The sequence below is a fragment of the Pseudovibrio sp. Ad46 genome (assembly GCF_001623065.1).
Classification (GTDB): Bacteria; Pseudomonadota; Alphaproteobacteria; order Rhizobiales; family Stappiaceae; genus Pseudovibrio.
Window position 1 is genome coordinate 245,527 of record NZ_LMCG01000041.1, and the last position, 15,167, is coordinate 260,693.

General features: G+C 52.8%; 16 protein-coding genes and 1 pseudogene. 4 read left to right on the forward strand and 13 right to left on the reverse strand.

The features are described 5' to 3' along the window. Positions 1-451: 451 nt before the first annotated feature. From PsAD46_RS10340 to PsAD46_RS10360, 5 genes are all read right to left on the reverse strand, one after another. Positions 452-1,345, reverse strand: coding sequence for a sugar kinase (locus PsAD46_RS10340; protein WP_063292963.1), 894 nt, complete (start codon positions 1,343-1,345; stop codon positions 452-454). 57 nt (positions 1,346-1,402) lie between these two features. Continuing rightward, positions 1,403-2,473: a class II fructose-bisphosphate aldolase gene (gene fbaA / locus PsAD46_RS10345; RefSeq protein ID WP_057462099.1), complete on the reverse strand. Its 1,071-nt coding sequence runs from the start codon at positions 2,471-2,473 to the stop codon at positions 1,403-1,405. 586 nt (positions 2,474-3,059) lie between these two features. Further along, on the reverse strand, positions 3,060-3,827 hold the full coding sequence (locus PsAD46_RS10350; RefSeq protein ID WP_063306768.1) for a hypothetical protein: 768 nt from the start codon (positions 3,825-3,827) through the stop codon (positions 3,060-3,062). Positions 3,828-3,838: 11 nt separating this feature from the next. Continuing rightward, the gene (locus PsAD46_RS10355) at positions 3,839-4,564 is read right to left on the reverse strand and encodes a HupE/UreJ family protein (RefSeq protein ID WP_063306769.1); all 726 of its coding nucleotides are present in this window, start codon (positions 4,562-4,564) and stop codon (positions 3,839-3,841) included. A 32-nt stretch (positions 4,565-4,596) separates the two neighbouring features. After that, positions 4,597-4,983, reverse strand: coding sequence for a hypothetical protein (locus tag PsAD46_RS10360; RefSeq protein WP_208981766.1), 387 nt, complete (start codon positions 4,981-4,983; stop codon positions 4,597-4,599). A gap of 286 nt (positions 4,984-5,269) precedes the next feature. On the opposite strand from PsAD46_RS10360, the gene betC reads away from it, so the two are divergent. After that, entirely contained in the window at positions 5,270-6,778 is a 1,509-nt protein-coding gene (gene betC, locus PsAD46_RS10365; protein ID WP_063306770.1) for a choline-sulfatase, read from the forward strand. A 40-nt stretch (positions 6,779-6,818) separates the two neighbouring features. On the opposite strand, the gene PsAD46_RS10370 is transcribed toward betC, so the two are convergent. Further along, positions 6,819-8,015: an MFS transporter gene (locus tag PsAD46_RS10370; protein WP_063306771.1), complete on the reverse strand. Its 1,197-nt coding sequence runs from the start codon at positions 8,013-8,015 to the stop codon at positions 6,819-6,821. Between the two features lie 214 nt (positions 8,016-8,229). Here PsAD46_RS10370 and PsAD46_RS10375 point away from each other — a divergent pair, with 214 nt between their 5' ends. Then, positions 8,230-9,138: a DMT family transporter gene (locus tag PsAD46_RS10375; protein ID WP_063306772.1), complete on the forward strand. Its 909-nt coding sequence runs from the start codon at positions 8,230-8,232 to the stop codon at positions 9,136-9,138. Between the two features lie 6 nt (positions 9,139-9,144). On the opposite strand, the gene PsAD46_RS10380 is transcribed toward PsAD46_RS10375, so the two are convergent. Next, positions 9,145-10,110, reverse strand: coding sequence for a D-2-hydroxyacid dehydrogenase (locus PsAD46_RS10380; protein ID WP_063306773.1), 966 nt, complete (start codon positions 10,108-10,110; stop codon positions 9,145-9,147). A gap of 4 nt (positions 10,111-10,114) precedes the next feature. Then, complete coding sequence (locus tag PsAD46_RS10385) at positions 10,115-10,504, reverse strand: helix-turn-helix domain-containing protein (protein WP_057462073.1); 390 nt, start codon at positions 10,502-10,504, stop codon at positions 10,115-10,117. A gap of 260 nt (positions 10,505-10,764) precedes the next feature. On the opposite strand from PsAD46_RS10385, the gene PsAD46_RS10390 reads away from it, so the two are divergent. Continuing rightward, a complete protein-coding gene (locus PsAD46_RS10390; protein WP_208981767.1) occupies positions 10,765-11,304 on the forward strand; it encodes a histidine phosphatase family protein in 540 nt (179 codons plus the stop codon). 11 nt (positions 11,305-11,315) lie between these two features. Here PsAD46_RS10390 and PsAD46_RS28115 read toward each other — a convergent pair whose 3' ends face one another. From PsAD46_RS28115 to PsAD46_RS10405, 4 genes and pseudogenes are all read right to left on the reverse strand, one after another. Continuing rightward, the gene (locus PsAD46_RS28115; RefSeq protein WP_208981768.1) at positions 11,316-11,681 is read right to left on the reverse strand and encodes a hypothetical protein; all 366 of its coding nucleotides are present in this window, start codon (positions 11,679-11,681) and stop codon (positions 11,316-11,318) included. Between the two features lie 54 nt (positions 11,682-11,735). Beyond that, positions 11,736-12,163 (reverse strand): annotated as a pseudogene (locus PsAD46_RS28120) (NAD(P)-dependent oxidoreductase); the annotation flags it as partial. Between the two features lie 18 nt (positions 12,164-12,181). Then, positions 12,182-12,619: a DMT family transporter gene (locus PsAD46_RS10400; RefSeq protein WP_082596634.1), complete on the reverse strand. Its 438-nt coding sequence runs from the start codon at positions 12,617-12,619 to the stop codon at positions 12,182-12,184. A gap of 94 nt (positions 12,620-12,713) precedes the next feature. Further along, the gene (locus PsAD46_RS10405) at positions 12,714-13,532 is read right to left on the reverse strand and encodes a TerC family protein (RefSeq protein ID WP_063292952.1); all 819 of its coding nucleotides are present in this window, start codon (positions 13,530-13,532) and stop codon (positions 12,714-12,716) included. A 348-nt stretch (positions 13,533-13,880) separates the two neighbouring features. Between PsAD46_RS10405 and PsAD46_RS10410 the strand changes: the two genes are divergently transcribed. Beyond that, positions 13,881-14,381: an ATP-binding protein gene (locus PsAD46_RS10410; protein WP_063292951.1), complete on the forward strand. Its 501-nt coding sequence runs from the start codon at positions 13,881-13,883 to the stop codon at positions 14,379-14,381. A 110-nt stretch (positions 14,382-14,491) separates the two neighbouring features. Here PsAD46_RS10410 and PsAD46_RS10415 read toward each other — a convergent pair whose 3' ends face one another. Further along, positions 14,492-15,109 carry a flavodoxin family protein gene (locus PsAD46_RS10415; RefSeq protein WP_063287900.1) on the reverse strand — a complete coding sequence of 206 codons (618 nt, stop codon included), beginning with the start codon at positions 15,107-15,109 and terminating at the stop codon, positions 14,492-14,494. Between the last annotated feature and the right edge of the window lie 58 nt (positions 15,110-15,167).

The window sequence follows — 15,167 nt, forward strand, 5'->3', positions numbered from 1 at the left end:
TATGCAATTTGTGTTTGTGTGAAAGAAGCCTGCGATCAATGGACTTCATCATGTGCTTACTTATATTCTCTGGAATTCGTGAAGAATATTAGTGAAACTGAGCCCGTAATATTCAACGTTATTAAAAGTCGGGAATGAGAAGCCAGAGATATCTTGGTTTTCACTGGTGTGATCCTGCAAAAAATATCTGCAGACTGGGGTTTTCCACCTTTTCTAATCCGCCTGAATCAAGGGGGTATAGCTGACAATAACTAAGGGAAGCTGGTCTGGATCTTTGGCGCTACATATGAAAAAGACAAAATAAAAACCCCGCCTCATAAAGAGACGGGGCTTTTTGAGTGTGCGAGCGCCACATGAACACGTGCCCGTGTGGGGCCTATTATTGTTATTGTTCGTTCTTATTGTTTTTATTTGGCTCTAAATGGCTTCACCCATGGCAAAGCCGCTTAGATTAGTCGCTCGCAGGAAAGTTTTTCTGCACGTTGTCCAGATCAAGGACGGTTGGCAGAGAGGCCTCGTTGCCGAGGAACTGAATGGCGTGTGCGGAAGCCGCACGAGCCAGTTTGAAATGGTCTTCCCAGGTTCCCTGAGGGTCCGCCAGGTAGCCGTAAACATAAGCGCCGTGGAAGGTATCACCCGCACCGTTGGTGTCGATGACGCGTTCTTTTGGCACTTTCAGAGCTGGCAGACGCTTGATCGGGCACTTGTCTTCGTACCAGAGCAGGCCTTTTTCGCCCTGAGTGACACCGCCGACCTTAACGCCTTTGGCACGCAGGTATTCCAGTGTGTCTTCCGGGGATTTTTCCAGCTGTTCACAGAACAACTCAGAAACGATGGCTACATCAATGTAGTCGAGCAGTTCCTCGGTGTTCTCACGAACAGCACCACCATCCAGAGACGTCAGGATGCCATGCTTGCGGCACAACTTTGCGTAATGCAGAGCAGCGTGTGGGATGTGGCCGTCTACGTGCAGCGCCTGGCAACCTGCGAGGTTAAGTTCAGGAACCGGATGCAGGAAGTCGTTGTCGCGACAGCGCACGATGGCACGTTTGCCGTCCTTAGGCATGATGAAGGAGAGGGAGCTTTCCTTTACCTTAGCGCCGTGGATCGGAATGGAATACTTGGCCGCCATATCGCGGAACATGCGAGACAGCCAGTCGTCTGCCATGGAGCACAGCAGGTCAGGTGAGATGCCCAGCTTTGCGCAGACGAAAGCCGCGGTGACAGCGTTGCCACCAAAGCTGACAGCGTAATCCTGCGCAATTGCCTTCTCATCACCTTCCGGCATGGTCTCTGACAAAAAGGTCACGTCAATATAGGACTGGCCAATAAATAGCGCTTTCATCCTGTACTCCATTAAAGTCCAGGCCACACCCCCAACGTGTGGCCTGTGAGGTCATTCTTACTGCGCCAGGGATTTACCAGTGCTGCGAAGGTCTTCAAAGGCTTCTGTCAAACGAGTGACGATTCCTTTTTCACCTTCACGCAGCAACTTGCGCGGATCGTAGACCTTCTTATAAGGGACACCGGTCTCTGGGTCGATCTGGTGTTTGAACGCATTTGGCGTTTCGAACACATAAGCGCCCGCCTGCTCGGAGAATGCGAACTGGGTGTCGGTGTCGATGTTCATTTTGAACACGCCGTAGCCCAGGCTTTCTGCTATTTTTGCTTTTTCAGAGCCGGAACCACCGTGGAACACGAGTGGCAGTGGGTTTTCACCCAGACCGTGGGTTTCGCGAACCAGTTTCTGGCTTTCACGAAGAATCTCAGGGCGCAGCTTCACGTTGCCTGGCTTGTACACGCCGTGCACGTTGCCGAAGGATGCTGCCACAGAGAAGTGACCCAATGGGTCGAGGCGATTGTACGCTTCCAGCACGTCTTCTGGCTGGGTGTACAGTTTCGGGTTGTCAGATCCGATGTCGTCGTCGGAACCAACGCCATCTTCTTCACCACCGGTGCAGCCGAGTTCAATCTCAAGGCTCATCTGCAGTGGAGCCATGCGCTTCAGCAGGCGTTCACTTTCCGACAGGTTGTCTTCCAGAGTTTCCTCAGAAAGGTCCAGCATGTGAGACGTGAAGAGTGGGCGACCATTTGCACGGAAGTAGTCTTCACCGTGCGAGATAAGAGCTTCCAGCCAAGGCACCAGCTTACGGTTTGCGTGGTCTGTGTGGAGCACAACGCAAACACCGTAGTGTTTTGCCAGCAGGTGCACGTGTTGGGCTGCGGAAACCGCGCCAAGAACACGGGCCTGGAAGCTATCCGGCAAGGCTGCTCCAGCATAGAACTGTGCGCCGCCGTTTGAGAGCTGTACGATTACGTCGGATTTGTTGGCTGCTGCAGCTTCGAGCACTGCGTTGATTGAGTTGGAGCCAACTACGTTTACTGCTGGAAGAGCGTACTGCCCTTCGCGTGCTGCCTGAATGAGGGTTTTGTATTCTTCGCCAAAAATGACGCCTGGACGCAGCTTCGTCACCTTAAAGGTCTCCCGATCGCATGTTGAGTGAGTAAAAAGCGAAGCCCGGGAGGAGGGAATGCTGTCTATAACAGCAGGGAACGGACTTCGCTTTTACTCATGTGGTTCGGTTGTTACGCACCAGCTAAAAGGGGGTATAGCTGGCAGTAAGGCCCCGAATTAGGCTTGCCGAGGGTGGCGGCAAACCTTGCAGGTGAAAAACTTTTCACCGGGTGCAAAAAGATTTGAAGGGAAAGTGCATCGAAACGCGTTGGAATGAAATAAGTAGGAATGCGTAGTTGATGCAATCGCACGAAAGCGTGGTTTGACCACGTTATAACGATTTAAAATTCCCTCAAATGACAAATCACAAACTAACTGAGGGGAATGTGCGGGTTAGTTGCAATATTATTTGTACCAAAGCGCTTTGGCGAGACATATATCAGTATTACCTCGAGTAATAGGTATTGAACCCCATGACAGATTGTCGCCGAATATTGTGCGCTTAAGGGGAAAACCCGGGTGATTTTTCGGTTTTGCAGGCATTTTGCCGGGACACTACAGAAAAACCACCCGAATTGACGATTAGGTCAACTTGATGAGTCGCTTACTTTACTCGTTTAAACGACTCGTATTCTCCGCGTGTTTGCAGTGATAAAGTAACAGGGCTGTTAGTTCTGTTACGCCAGAACCAACCATGGTTGCCATCAAATGCTGCCGTGATCTGTCCTTCATCCTGCGGCACGCCGCGTCCTTTCACATAGGAGATGGAGCGACCACCCCCGTCTCCATGTGTGTCGAAGTTCAATGTGCCTCCGTTTGCCGTCCAGCGAAACGCCGCACTCTTGCCGGCCTTCATCACCAGCTTCACCTCAACACCCTGACCGGGATCAAGTTGAATGGTGGTCTGATCGCTTTTGATGGCAGGTGTTGGGGCAACAGGTTGAGCCGCGGGTACTGCAGCAACAGTTTTCGCTGGTGCAACAGTCTTCGTGTCAACTCGGCGAGACGTGGCAGTCACACGCTCGCGCAACTGCTGTTTCAGCATCACCTCAGCCAGCTTGCGTTCAATCTCGTCAACGCGGTTGGTGAGTTCCGGTGAAGTGGTTGCCGCTGGCTGAGTGAAGGCTGTCGGTGCAGAAGCCGCAGTTGCAGCTGCATCGGTTGCACTTTCCTCTGCCAGCTGGGTTTTAATCTCACCCATCTCTGTCAGGCCCAGAACGCGGCCCATGCCGGTGGCATCTACCCCATATTCAGAGGGCAGGATAACCACGATGAGGAGGGCCAGAGCAGACAAAGCCGCAATGATGGTGGAGCGTTTCAGTTGTGCAGAAGATGGCAGCTCAGAGCGTTTTGGTGGAGTTGTATTGTGCATGGGGCCTCGCATTACAAAGATAGGATGAGGCCCGTGAGCTGGTATCCTACCAGCGCAAAGCCTGCTGTCATCATGGTGGTGTTCATGGAGTAGGCGTAGCGCCAGAAGGTCTGCGTGCGCCGCCAGTAGCCCATAACAATGAGAATGCCGCTCAAGGCCAGCAGTTGGCCAAGTTCGACACCCACGTTGAAGGCGAGAAGGTTTGGCACCAGCCCATCCGGTGAGATCTCGTATTCGAGGATCTTGGTGGACAGGCCAAAGCCATGAAAGAACCCGAAGATCAGTGTGGTGAGGCGGGTGTTGGGCTGATACTTAAACCAGACCCGGAAGGCGCCCATATTATCAAGCGCTTTATAGACCACCGAGAAGCCAATGATGGCGTCAATGATGTAGGCGTTGATGCCAATGTTGAAGTAGACTCCAAGCAGCATCGTGGTGGAGTGGCCGATCGCGAACAGGCTCACATAAACGCCGATGTCTTTGGTCTTGTAGAGGAAGAACACGATCCCAAGCAGGAACAGGATGTGGTCGTACCCCGTGACCATGTGTTTGGCCCCCAGATACATGAAGGGGATGATGTTGATCCCGGCGATCTCTTGAATATAGCCCTTGTCACCAGTCGCGATGCCATGGGCTGCCGCAGGCAACGTGAGCGCCAGCAGCAGGATGCAGGAAAGCAGCAGCAAACGCGCGGGCGTCCACCGCTCAGCGCCTGCGCGCTGAAGAGGAAATGTCATGGAAAATCCATCTGTAGTTTATAGGATTGGTGCTACAGAAGGAATGGTCGGGGAGGGCGCTCCAGCCTTGAAGCGAGGTCATATCGCAAGCTTTTGACGGGCTGCGCCACGTGCTTGCCAACCTCAGCAGAAATCACAGGACGCGTGAAATGTGCTTCAGCTGGTGCTTCATGAGAATGATCAGCAGAATTATGTCCGTGCAGATGTCCGGAGATTTGCAGGTCATCTTCAAACGCGTCGTGGCTGTGGCCTGCTTCCTGATCATGCGTGTCCGCAACCACATGCTGCTGATAGGTGGTTTGCGCCAGCGCACCCAGATCATGCGAAGGCGTTGGCCGGCCCATGACAGAAAACACGAGCATCAGAGTGATGCACGTGAGCAGGGCAGATCTCAGCAATGTCACAACACGAAACGGCATGCAGCTGTTGGTCAACTCTCAAACATGGAATGCGCTGAATAGTCAGAGGACTATGGCAATACCATGGACCTTGGCAGAGAAAAAGACAGGAAAGTTGAGTGCCTTGGAAAACCCCAGCTACCACGATAGCTTACCAACGTTTCCCGTATTCATCACCTGACTGACGTTGTATGCATAGGGGGTATTACTGACTCGCGTTTCAGTTCTTGCGCTTGGCGATGATGCCAGAGCGCAGGTGATTGAGCGTGCAGGTCACTCCTTCTCACCAGAATTCAGCCGGTACCCAATGAGCAAACCAAACATTCTGATATTTATGGTCGATCAGTTGAACGGAACTCTGTTTCCTGATGGTCCGGCTGATTGGCTGCATGCGCCGAACCTTAAGAAGCTGGCGGAGCGTTCGACCCGTTTTAAGAATGCCTATACGGCGTCTCCGCTTTGTGCGCCGGGGCGGGCCTCGTTTATGTCAGGTCAGTTGCCAAGTGCGACTGGTGTTTATGATAATGCGGCAGAGTTTGCATCCTCCTTGCCGACGTATGCGCATCACCTGCGCCGGGCGGGGTATCAGACCTGTTTGTCGGGTAAGATGCATTTTGTTGGCCCCGATCAGCTTCATGGATTTGAAGAGCGGCTGACCACAGATGTTTACCCGCCTGACTTTGGTTGGACGCCCGACTATCGCAAGCCTGGTGAGCGGATTGACTGGTGGTATCACAACATGGGGTCTGTGACCGGATCTGGCACCGCCGAGATCACCAATCAGCTGGAATATGATGATGAGGTCGCGTACCACGCCACGCGTAAGGTCTATGATCTGGCGCGGGGCAACGATGAACGGCCTTGGTGCCTGACGGTGTCATTCACTCATCCACATGACCCTTATGTGGCGCGGAAGAAATATTGGGATCTCTATGAGGATTGTGAGCATCTTCTGCCAGAGGTTCCTGCAATGCCTTACGAGGAGCACGATGCGCATTCAAAGCGTATCTTTGATGCCAATGACTGGCGTTCCTTTGATATCAAAGAGGAAGATATCCGCCGGTCCCGCCGCGCTTATTTCGCGAATATCGCGTATATCGACGATAAAATCGGTGAGGTGATGACTGCGCTGGAGAGCACGCGGCAAGAAGCGATCATCCTGTTTGTCTCAGACCATGGCGATATGCTCGGTGAGCGCGGTTTGTGGTTCAAAATGTCGTTCTTTGAAGGCTCCGCACGCGTGCCCTTGATGGTTGCTGCTCCACAGATGGAACCCGGTTTGGTGACGACACCCGTAAGCAACATTGATGTGTGCCCGACGCTATGTGACTTGGCGGGCATCAGCATGGCAGAGGTGATACCGTGGACCACCGGAGAAACGCTGGTTGGCTTGGGGCAGGGTGAGACCCGCACCTCACCTGTTGCGATGGAATATGCGGCAGAAGCGTCTTATGCACCCATGGTGTCACTGCGCGAGGGCCGTTGGAAGTTCAACAAATGCCTGTTGGATGAAGACCAGTTGTTTGATCTGGAAGCAGACCCACATGAGCTTCATAATCTGGCTCAAGACCCTGAACATCAGAATGTTGCAGACGAGTTTCGCACAAAAGCCGCTGCACGCTGGGATCTGGACCGTTTTGATGCAGATGTTCGTGCCAGTCAGGCGCGTCGATGGGTCGTTTATGAAGCGCTTCGTCAGGGCGGACATTACCCTTGGGATTACCAGCCCCTGCAAAAAGCCTCCGAACGCTACATGCGCAACCACATGGATCTGAATATTTTAGAAGAAAGCCAGCGCTTCCCAAGAGGTGAATAGTTTTAGTTGGAGGGTTGATTGAGGTCCCACAGAAACGACCTCAATTGACTTCAATAGTTTCGCTGAGCTCCAGCTTTTGCGTAGAAGCAAGTACTGCGTGTAGTTGCAGCAAGAGAAGCCCGAAGCAACTGATGGCGAAGACGAACCAGTAGTAGTTTGAGGTTGGGAACCCCACGATGAGCAGGGAGAGCAGGAAACCGAAGAGGGTTCGCTGGACGTAGGTCAGGGAGCTGATGACAGAGAGGTAGCTGCCAAAAATGCCCTTTTCAACCTTGCTCATAATGTAGGTGTTGTAAGCGACGCGATTGGCAGACCCCGTCGCGCCAAGGATTCCTGCACCGATCACAATGGTTGGAAGAGTTGGGAACAGGCTGATTGTGAGCAGTGCAAGACTGAAGACCGTTAGGCAAATGCGCATGATCCTTATGGCGGACCCTGTTGAAACGAATCGGCTGATGAGAAAGCCGGAGAGGGCTGCTCCTAAGCCATAGGAAATAGAGAGTTTTGCAAGGGCGGATACATCCAGTTTGAGTACACCGCTCAGATAGATGGGATGCACTAGGTTGAGCATCATAACAGCCACGAATGTAATGTTGGCGCAAACCCCGAGCAGCACCAAATCCTTCCGTTTGAAGATACTGCGGAAGACGGTGCGCGAAACGCGTGCACGGGCTGGTCTTGCTTGCTGTGTGTAAGGAATGAAGCAAAACAGAAGGGCGGAAAGCAACATCAGGCCGCTGTTCAACTGCAAGAGGAACTGGAAGTCATCGCTGTTCACGGCGTAGATCATCAACAGACCCACTACAAAGGTGGAGGCCTGCATTTCCACCTGCATCCAGCCATTGACTTTTCCGCGCTCACCTTCCGCAAACACTTCCTGAATGAACGCTGTCAGGGCGTTGTAGAAGAACAGAAAGAAGACCTGTGAGGCGAAGTAGAACGTGCTTAAACTGGCGATTTTGAGAAATGAGTTGCCATGGGCGACGGATGCAATCTGTAAGACACCCGCCATCATCGCGATGCAAATCATCAGGGTTGAGCGACGTGAGAACCTGTCCACCACTCTGCCGGAGATTGGTGCAAGAAAGATCAGCAAAGCAGTGGCATAGGTTGCTGTAAAGGCGAGGACTTTCTCACCGCCAAGAGACTTTGACAGTTCCCAGGGGACGATGGTCAGCGCGATCCCCATGGCAATGGATGCAATAAAATTCGCGAACACTAAAACAGACAGTTTCATCCCGTTTCCCCCTTGCAGTTCAATGGAGCATATTTAGAAAGAAAAAACTATCTTTATTTGATTAAGCAGGTATCACGCCGCTATTATCACTCGAATAACTGTTCTATATTTCTCAAGAGTTGGTGAGTTCGCAGACTGTTCAGCCTCAAGAAACCTATGGAGCATATAGGGCTTTGTCCGTATGCTGGATGTGTTGGATTGAGGATAAATCAAAATGGAACTCTGGATTCCAATCACCATTGCAGCGGCGTTTAGCCAGAATTTGCGTTCGGCACTGCAAAAGCACCTAAAAGGCAAAATTGGAACCACAGGGGCCACGTTTATTCGTTTCGGCTTTGGCTTCCCTATTGCGGTGTTTTACCTTGCTGTGATCCTCAAGCTAACAGGAGAATCCGTTCCCGATGTGGGAACAACATTCTACTGGGCTGCTGCGTTTGGCGGTTTGGCGCAGATAATTGCCACCTTCCTGCTCGTACACCTGTTTTCTTATCGCAATTTCGCTGTCGGTACGGCCTATTCCAAAACAGAGCCAGTTCAGGCGGCACTCTTTGGCTTTATCTTGCTGGGAGAGCAACTGACACCGCTTGGCATGGGCGCGATTGCGCTGGGGATCATCGGGGTGTTGTTCATCAGCTTTGGGAAGCAACGTCCAACAGGGGCTATGGTGCTGTCCACTCTGGTTGGGAAACCAGCGTTGATTGGTCTGGCATCGGCAGCGTTCTTTGGGGCATCCGCCGCGTTCTACCGCACAGCTTCGCTTTCCGTTGAGGCCGACTCCTTCTTGCTGCAAGCGGCGTTTACGCTGGTGTGTGTGACAGCGTTTCAGACCGTTGTCATGGGCAGCTGGATGACCGTGACTTGCCCCGCAGAGTTACGCGCAGCAATCCGAAACTGGCGTTTGTCCGGCCTAGTTGGGCTTGCGGGTATTGCCGGGTCCATCGGTTGGTTTACAGCAATGACATTGCAGCAAGTGGCGTATGTGCGTGCGCTGGCTCAGATTGAGCTGGTGTTTACGCTGGCAGCATCATGGATGTTCTTTCGCGAGAAGATTACGCCGGTTGAGCTGGCAGGGTGCGTGCTTGTTGCCCTCGGTGGGGTAGGCATCGTCATGGCTGCCAGCTAAGAGGCTTTAACTGCCTGTACGACCAACAGCGTTGGTTGGCGTGCCCTTTTGGAAGCTTTCCATGTGAGAGATCAGCTGGTCCCAAAGGGTCTGCATGGCTTCCTCTGATGCCCAGGCCACATGCGGGGTTACGATCACGTTTGGGCGGTCCAGAATGCTGAGAAGGGGATTATCCTCCTGCGGTGGTTCTGTGGTGAGCACGTCAAATCCCGCTGCTGCGATCTGGCCGTTGTTGAGCGCCTCCACGAGTGCAGCTTCATCCACCAGTCCACCGCGAGACGTGTTGATGAGGATCGGCTTTTGATGCATCGCCTCAAACTCAGGCGTGGAGATAATACCGCGTGTTTCTGGAGTTAGCGGCGTGTGCAGGGAGATGACATCACTGGTGGTGATCACCTCTTGCCAGGCGGTGTAGCCAGAGCGGACATCTGTTGCTCCCTTGCGCTCGGCAAATACAACGTCCATACCCAGAGCTTCGCCGATCCGCGCGGTGCCCTTGCCCAATGTACCTGAGCCAATGATGCCCAGGCGCGAGCCGGACAGATCTTTGATCGGGTGGTTGAAGAAGCAGAATTTGCCTGACTTCTGCCATTCGCCATTGACCACGTCCTCGCGGTATCCCACCAGCGAACGACGCAGAGCGAAGATGAGAGCGAAGGCATGTTCCGGAACGGTATTGACCGCGTAACCGCGCACATTGGACACCACGATGCCCAGCTCGTCACAGGTCGCGATGTCCACCTTGTCGTAGCCTGTTGCTGCAATGCAGATCAGCTTCAGGTCTGGCAGCTGCTTCAGCACATCGGCGGAAAGAGGCACCTTGTTGGTGATGCAGATCTGAACCCCGTGCAGCTTCTCCAGCACTTCCTCAGGAGAGGTGTTGTCATGTTCCACCCAGTCATGCGGAAAGGTTGGTTTGGAGATGTGGACGCTCGGTCCAATAGTGCTGCGGTCCAGAAAAGCAATCTTCATATGGTTACCCTGAAAATGTTGGAAGCAATGCGTCAAAGATGGAGGATGGTTCGGCACTCTCATCATCCACGCCATTGCGGGCCTGCCCCCAATCGCTCAGGGCGTTGAGAACCGGAATAAGCGATAAACCGTCTTTGGTCAGCGAATATTCCACGCGCACGGGCACTTCAGCAAACACCTCACGGCGAACGATGAAGTGTTCTTCCAGTTCTCGAAGAGAACGGGTGAGCATCCTGTCGGAGGCGCCGGGCATCAGTTTTTTCAACTCGGAAAAACGCTTGGAACCGGTTACGAGATGGTAGAGCAGGATCGGTTTCCACTTGCCGCCGATGATTGCTACGGTGGTGGCGACTGCTTCTATTGAGCCGATATGAGCTGCACTGTCACTTGTCATTTTTGCTTACACGCTTGTTCGTATCACTCGTGATGCGGGTAGGACGCACACTTACAGGTGCTATATCAGCTTTTAATCAAAATCAAACGAAGTTTCAGTGAGCTAGAGCTGAATAAGCTCAGCCTAACAGTTAGCCTTGCGTAAGGCTTGAGCCCTCTCAAAACGCTCTGGACACGCCTTCAGGTTCCCGCCAATATCTGTAGCTTCGATTTATATGATTTGAGTTGGATGGTCTTTTGGCGAGATACCCGGAAATTTTCGTGCTTCGGCATGGTCAAACAGAATGGAACGTAGCGGGCAGATTTCAGGGGCACCAGAATTCTCCACTCACAGAGAAGGGCAAGGAGCAAGCTCTGCTGCAAAGCAAGCTTCTCTCACGTGTTGACGCCCTGCCGTCTACTGCGTTCGTTAGCCCTCAGCCCCGCGCAGTGCACACGGCGCAGTTGGCACTGGGGCCAGAGATTGAGCAGAAGCTGGATGACCGGCTGAAGGAGATCCACTTGGGCGCCTGGGAAGGTCTGAAGAGGCAGGAAGTGAAGAACCTAGTCGGAGATGGCTACGAGAGTGGTCTCTGGTACTTCGCGAGTCCGCAAGGCGAAGACTTCGAAGCGATTTCAGGACGCGTCCAGAACTTTCTGGAGGAGCTGACTGAGCCTGCCATTGTAGTTACACACGGCATGACTTCCATCATTTTACGCGGGCTCTATATGGGCCTCAACATACTGGAACTCCTGCAGCTCTCCTGTAAACAGGGCTGTATCTATCACCTTTCCGAGGGGGCTGAGCAGGTGCTGGTGTAAGGGCGTATCTATCAGACAGCGTTAAGCGTGGCAGCGAAATTAAAGCTGTCGTGCTTGCTCTCCCAGTTCAGCTCTTGCTTCGCATAACTGGCGTCGTAAACACGGTCGATCGACTTGGGCAATGTCCAGCCTTGTGATTGAAATAGTTTTACAATCGCGGGGGATCGCCGGGCGATAACGGCAGGCGCGTCTATCTTCAACTCCTCCGCATCTTCAAGCAGGAAGGGCGTTTGTCCGGAGATGATGAAGCGATCAAAATCTTTTCCGTCATCAGTGAGTGTAGCCACGTGCGCTGCGACAACGTCGTGTTTGTCGATACCTCTGTGGAGCCGATAGGCGACCATCAGGGCGGAATCTTCCGGAAAGCATCGTGACATGCGCAGGGCTCTCACCTTGAACGTATCGCTTGCCAGTGGTGCCAAATGGTTTTCGGCTTCTAATTTGGTGCGGTGATAGATCGTGCGTGGCTGTGGTTCTATCTGCTCTGTGATCCAGGCTGCTTTGTCTGCAAGCGTGTTGGCCTGACCGTAAAGAGCTGTGGTGCTGGTGAAAATGAAACGCTGAACACCTTCGCACGCGCCATGTGAGCCAGCGCAACTGTACCCTTTACATTGATCCGGCGAAATTCATCCTCCGAGAACACGCCTACATGCGGTGCATGGAGAGCGGCTGAGTGGATCACCGCGAACGCGCCCTGACAGAGGTGCTGCATCGTCTTTGCATCTGAGATGTCAGCAATGTGTGCTGTTGTTGGTGCCGCGACGCGATCTATGCCGATAACTTCATAAGATGGCTTGAGAGCTAAGACGATCTCGCTGCCAATGCGACCAGAACTTCCTGTGACAATGACCTTCTGCATTTCTGAGGCTCCTGAGACTTACCGCACCATCAAATAAGCGCCGGAGATCAGCAGCATGGCGGCGAGGGCGCGGCTGAGGTCTATGGAGCGGATGGGCAGGTTGAAGAGGCCGAAGTGGTCGATGACCATGCCAGCCATTAATTGCCCGACGATGATGAGCAGCACAGCTGATGTTGCGCCCAACTTTGGCAGGGTCTGCGTGATGGTGAGATAGAGAATGAGGCCAAAGACACCGCTAGCCAGCATGTACCACGGAATGGTGCGCCACTCGCTGATCTGCTCACCCTTGCGCGCAAACAGCAGGGCAAGCGAAGCGATTAATCCGCCTGCATGAATGATGACACTGGCGGCAGCTCCGCCAACGCGTTGGCCCATAATACCGCCCATAGGCGCTTGCAGGCCAACGGCGACACCGCCGAGCAGACCGATAAAGCAAATTGCGAGTAATTCCAGCACAGACAGAGATCCGATTCTTGTAGAGATTAGAGCAGCTAATCCCCTCTGTATCGGTCTCCACCTGCTCTGCCTATGCAGAAATGCTGATCAAACCCTATAGGTTCGCTAAACTGCCGAAGCGGGTTGCTTGCCTGTTTTCCACCCGGCCCGGCCTTGAAGGCTTGGTCAGGTACCGGATGTTGGACTTCCGGCGTGCCTGAACAGCCTTTATCTTCTTGCTCAGCTGAATGTGGACGATCTCCAACAGCAAACCAAAGGCCATCGCAAAGTAGACATAGCCCTTGTTGATGTGGATCTCGAAGCCCTCAGTCATGAGAAGACCACCGAGCAAAATAAGGAACAGCAGGGCCAGCGCTTTCAGGCCCGGGTGCTTTGTGACGAGCTGGTTGATTGCGCCAGCTGTCAGCACCATGACAACAGCAGATGCCAGAATTGCCGCGACCATGATTGGCAAATCATCCGTCAAACCAACAGCGGTGATCACCGAGTCCATGGAGAACACGGCGTCCATCGCCACGATTTGCAGCAGCACGACCGTCATGCCGTTTGCCAGGTGAGGCGCGTGCTCGGTATCACTCGCCACCAACAGGTGTTTCAACTCTGCCACGCTCTTGGCCAGCAGGAATGCGCCGCCGCCAATTAGGATCAGGTCACGACCGCTGATATCAACGGTGCTGACCTGAAACAGCGAGTAGGTGAGGGACATCACCCAACTGATGGAGAACACAAGACCCACACGAGCAAGCACGGCCAGTCCGATACCAAGGTTTCGGGCAATCGTGCGTTGGTGTGCGGGAAGGCGCTCACACAGAACCGAAATGAACACGACGTTATCAACGCCCAAAATCAGCTCTAGTCCAAACAGGGTAAGAAAGATTAGCCAAACCTGAGGCTCAAGGAGAAGCTCTATCATTGGTAAGGCTCCCTGATCAGAACCTCACCGGTGATCGGTCGACAACCAGAAGCGTCGTCCATTGTTTTTTGTACCTCGACAAAGGAAGATAGCCGTATCCGCTGGCATTGGGGGCTATCACCTTATGCTTCACTTGCCAGCGGCAGGCATTTTGACGGAAATCTATTCACTCATAAATAGGTGTAAATACTTATTTTATGAGATGTGATGCATGTAAAGGCTTCGCATAAATGGCAGAAATGCCTAAGATTTTTATGGATTCGGGGTGCTATGTCACATTGTGCAACCTGAGGTGAATATGAGTATGATAGATCTATAATTTTGGAATAGATTTTTACGGAGGTAATTATGACTGCTCAGGAAACAAAGCTGCTTCTGGTATGCGGAAAGATTGCCTCTGGTAAATCCACTCTTCTCACACATTTGGTGAATGATCATCATGCTGTGCTGATCAGCGAAGATCATTGGAACGCGACGCTCTTTCCCGATGAGTTGAATACGCTGGAGGACTACGTGAAGTATTCTGCCCGCGTGAAAAAAGCGCTTGGCCCGCACATTGTGGGTCTGCTGCAGCACGGTGTTTCTGTCGCGCTGGACTTTCAGGCCAACACGATGCGGGATCGCAAGTGGATGAAGAGCTTGTTTGAGGCTGCTAATGTCGCCCACGAGCTGCATTATCTCTCCGTGCCTGATGAGGTATGTAAGGAACGCCTTTGGGTGCGCAATGAGGCAGGCGAGCATCAGTTTACGGTCAGTGAAGCTCAGTTTGAGCAGTTCACCAAATACTTTCAGGCGCCAACCGTTGATGAAGGTTTCAATGTCATCCTGCACGACTTTCAGGCCGCCTGACGAAAAAGGCCCCTCGGCAAAGAGGGGCCAGTTTTGCAAAAGTCGTTGAGACAACAGTTTATGCTGCTTGGCGTTTTTGTAGGGTCGACTTTTACGTTGTCAGTAAAGCCTTAAGCCGTTGCTTCCAGCTCTTGTGGTTGAGTGGCCGGAGCCTTGCCCCAGCGCAGGGATGCTTCCGCAATGCGCTTGCCAAAGGATTCTGCCGTGCGATGATCTGCATTTGGTGGCGCCACATCTGGCCCTTCATCCACGTTAGCTTGTGCCATCATGCCCAGATAAGAACCGAGGCGGTTGATGTCTTCAACGGAGCCAGCACTGGAGTTATTACCTGCCATATCGTTGGCGCCAACCCAAATCATACCCTGCTGAGCTGCAAAGACAGACATCTGCACGAGAGTAGTCATCTTATCGCCAGACTGTGAAGCCGATACCGTGAAGCCAGCCGCCAGCTTATTTTGCCAACCACGGTCAAACCAGACCTTGGAGGTTTCATCCATGAACATCTTAAAGGGACCGCTGACAGAGCCCAGATAGGTTGGTGAACCGAAAATGATGGCATCAGCGTTGTTCAAAATGGCAAAGTCGCCGTTTAAACCAGTGACATCGACCAGCACACCATCTGCGTTTTCAATTGAATTGATGCCATTGACGACAGACTTCGCCAGCGTTTCGGTGTGACCAAAACCAGAGTGGTAGGCAACAGCGACAGAAACTCTCTTATCCTGCATATTTTGTTCCTTTGAAATTGAGAGTGTGCGTTCTGCCGATACATGAGGGGCTGGCCTA

Bases quoted from the DNA above. Each gene is read 5' to 3' on its own strand.
- PsAD46_RS10340 (WP_063292963.1), bottom strand. From the start codon at position 1,345: ATGAAAGCGCTATTTATTGGCCAGTCCTATATTGACGTGACCTTTTTG.
- PsAD46_RS10350 (WP_063306768.1), bottom strand. From the start codon at position 3,827: ATGCACAATACAACTCCACCAAAACGCTCTGAGCTGCCATCTTCTGCA.
- PsAD46_RS10355 (WP_063306769.1), bottom strand. From the start codon at position 4,564: ATGACATTTCCTCTTCAGCGCGCAGGCGCTGAGCGGTGGACGCCCGCG.
- PsAD46_RS10360 (WP_208981766.1), bottom strand. From the start codon at position 4,983: ATGCCGTTTCGTGTTGTGACATTGCTGAGATCTGCCCTGCTCACGTGC.
- betC (WP_063306770.1), top strand. From the start codon at position 5,270: ATGAGCAAACCAAACATTCTGATATTTATGGTCGATCAGTTGAACGGA.
- PsAD46_RS10370 (WP_063306771.1), bottom strand. From the start codon at position 8,015: ATGAAACTGTCTGTTTTAGTGTTCGCGAATTTTATTGCATCCATTGCC.
- PsAD46_RS10375 (WP_063306772.1), top strand. From the start codon at position 8,230: ATGGAACTCTGGATTCCAATCACCATTGCAGCGGCGTTTAGCCAGAAT.
- PsAD46_RS10380 (WP_063306773.1), bottom strand. From the start codon at position 10,110: ATGAAGATTGCTTTTCTGGACCGCAGCACTATTGGACCGAGCGTCCAC.
- PsAD46_RS10385 (WP_057462073.1), bottom strand. From the start codon at position 10,504: ATGACAAGTGACAGTGCAGCTCATATCGGCTCAATAGAAGCAGTCGCC.
- PsAD46_RS28115 (WP_208981768.1), bottom strand. From the start codon at position 11,681: ATGTCACGATGCTTTCCGGAAGATTCCGCCCTGATGGTCGCCTATCGG.
- PsAD46_RS10405 (WP_063292952.1), bottom strand. From the start codon at position 13,532: ATGATAGAGCTTCTCCTTGAGCCTCAGGTTTGGCTAATCTTTCTTACC.
- PsAD46_RS10410 (WP_063292951.1), top strand. From the start codon at position 13,881: ATGACTGCTCAGGAAACAAAGCTGCTTCTGGTATGCGGAAAGATTGCC.
- PsAD46_RS10415 (WP_063287900.1), bottom strand. From the start codon at position 15,109: ATGCAGGATAAGAGAGTTTCTGTCGCTGTTGCCTACCACTCTGGTTTT.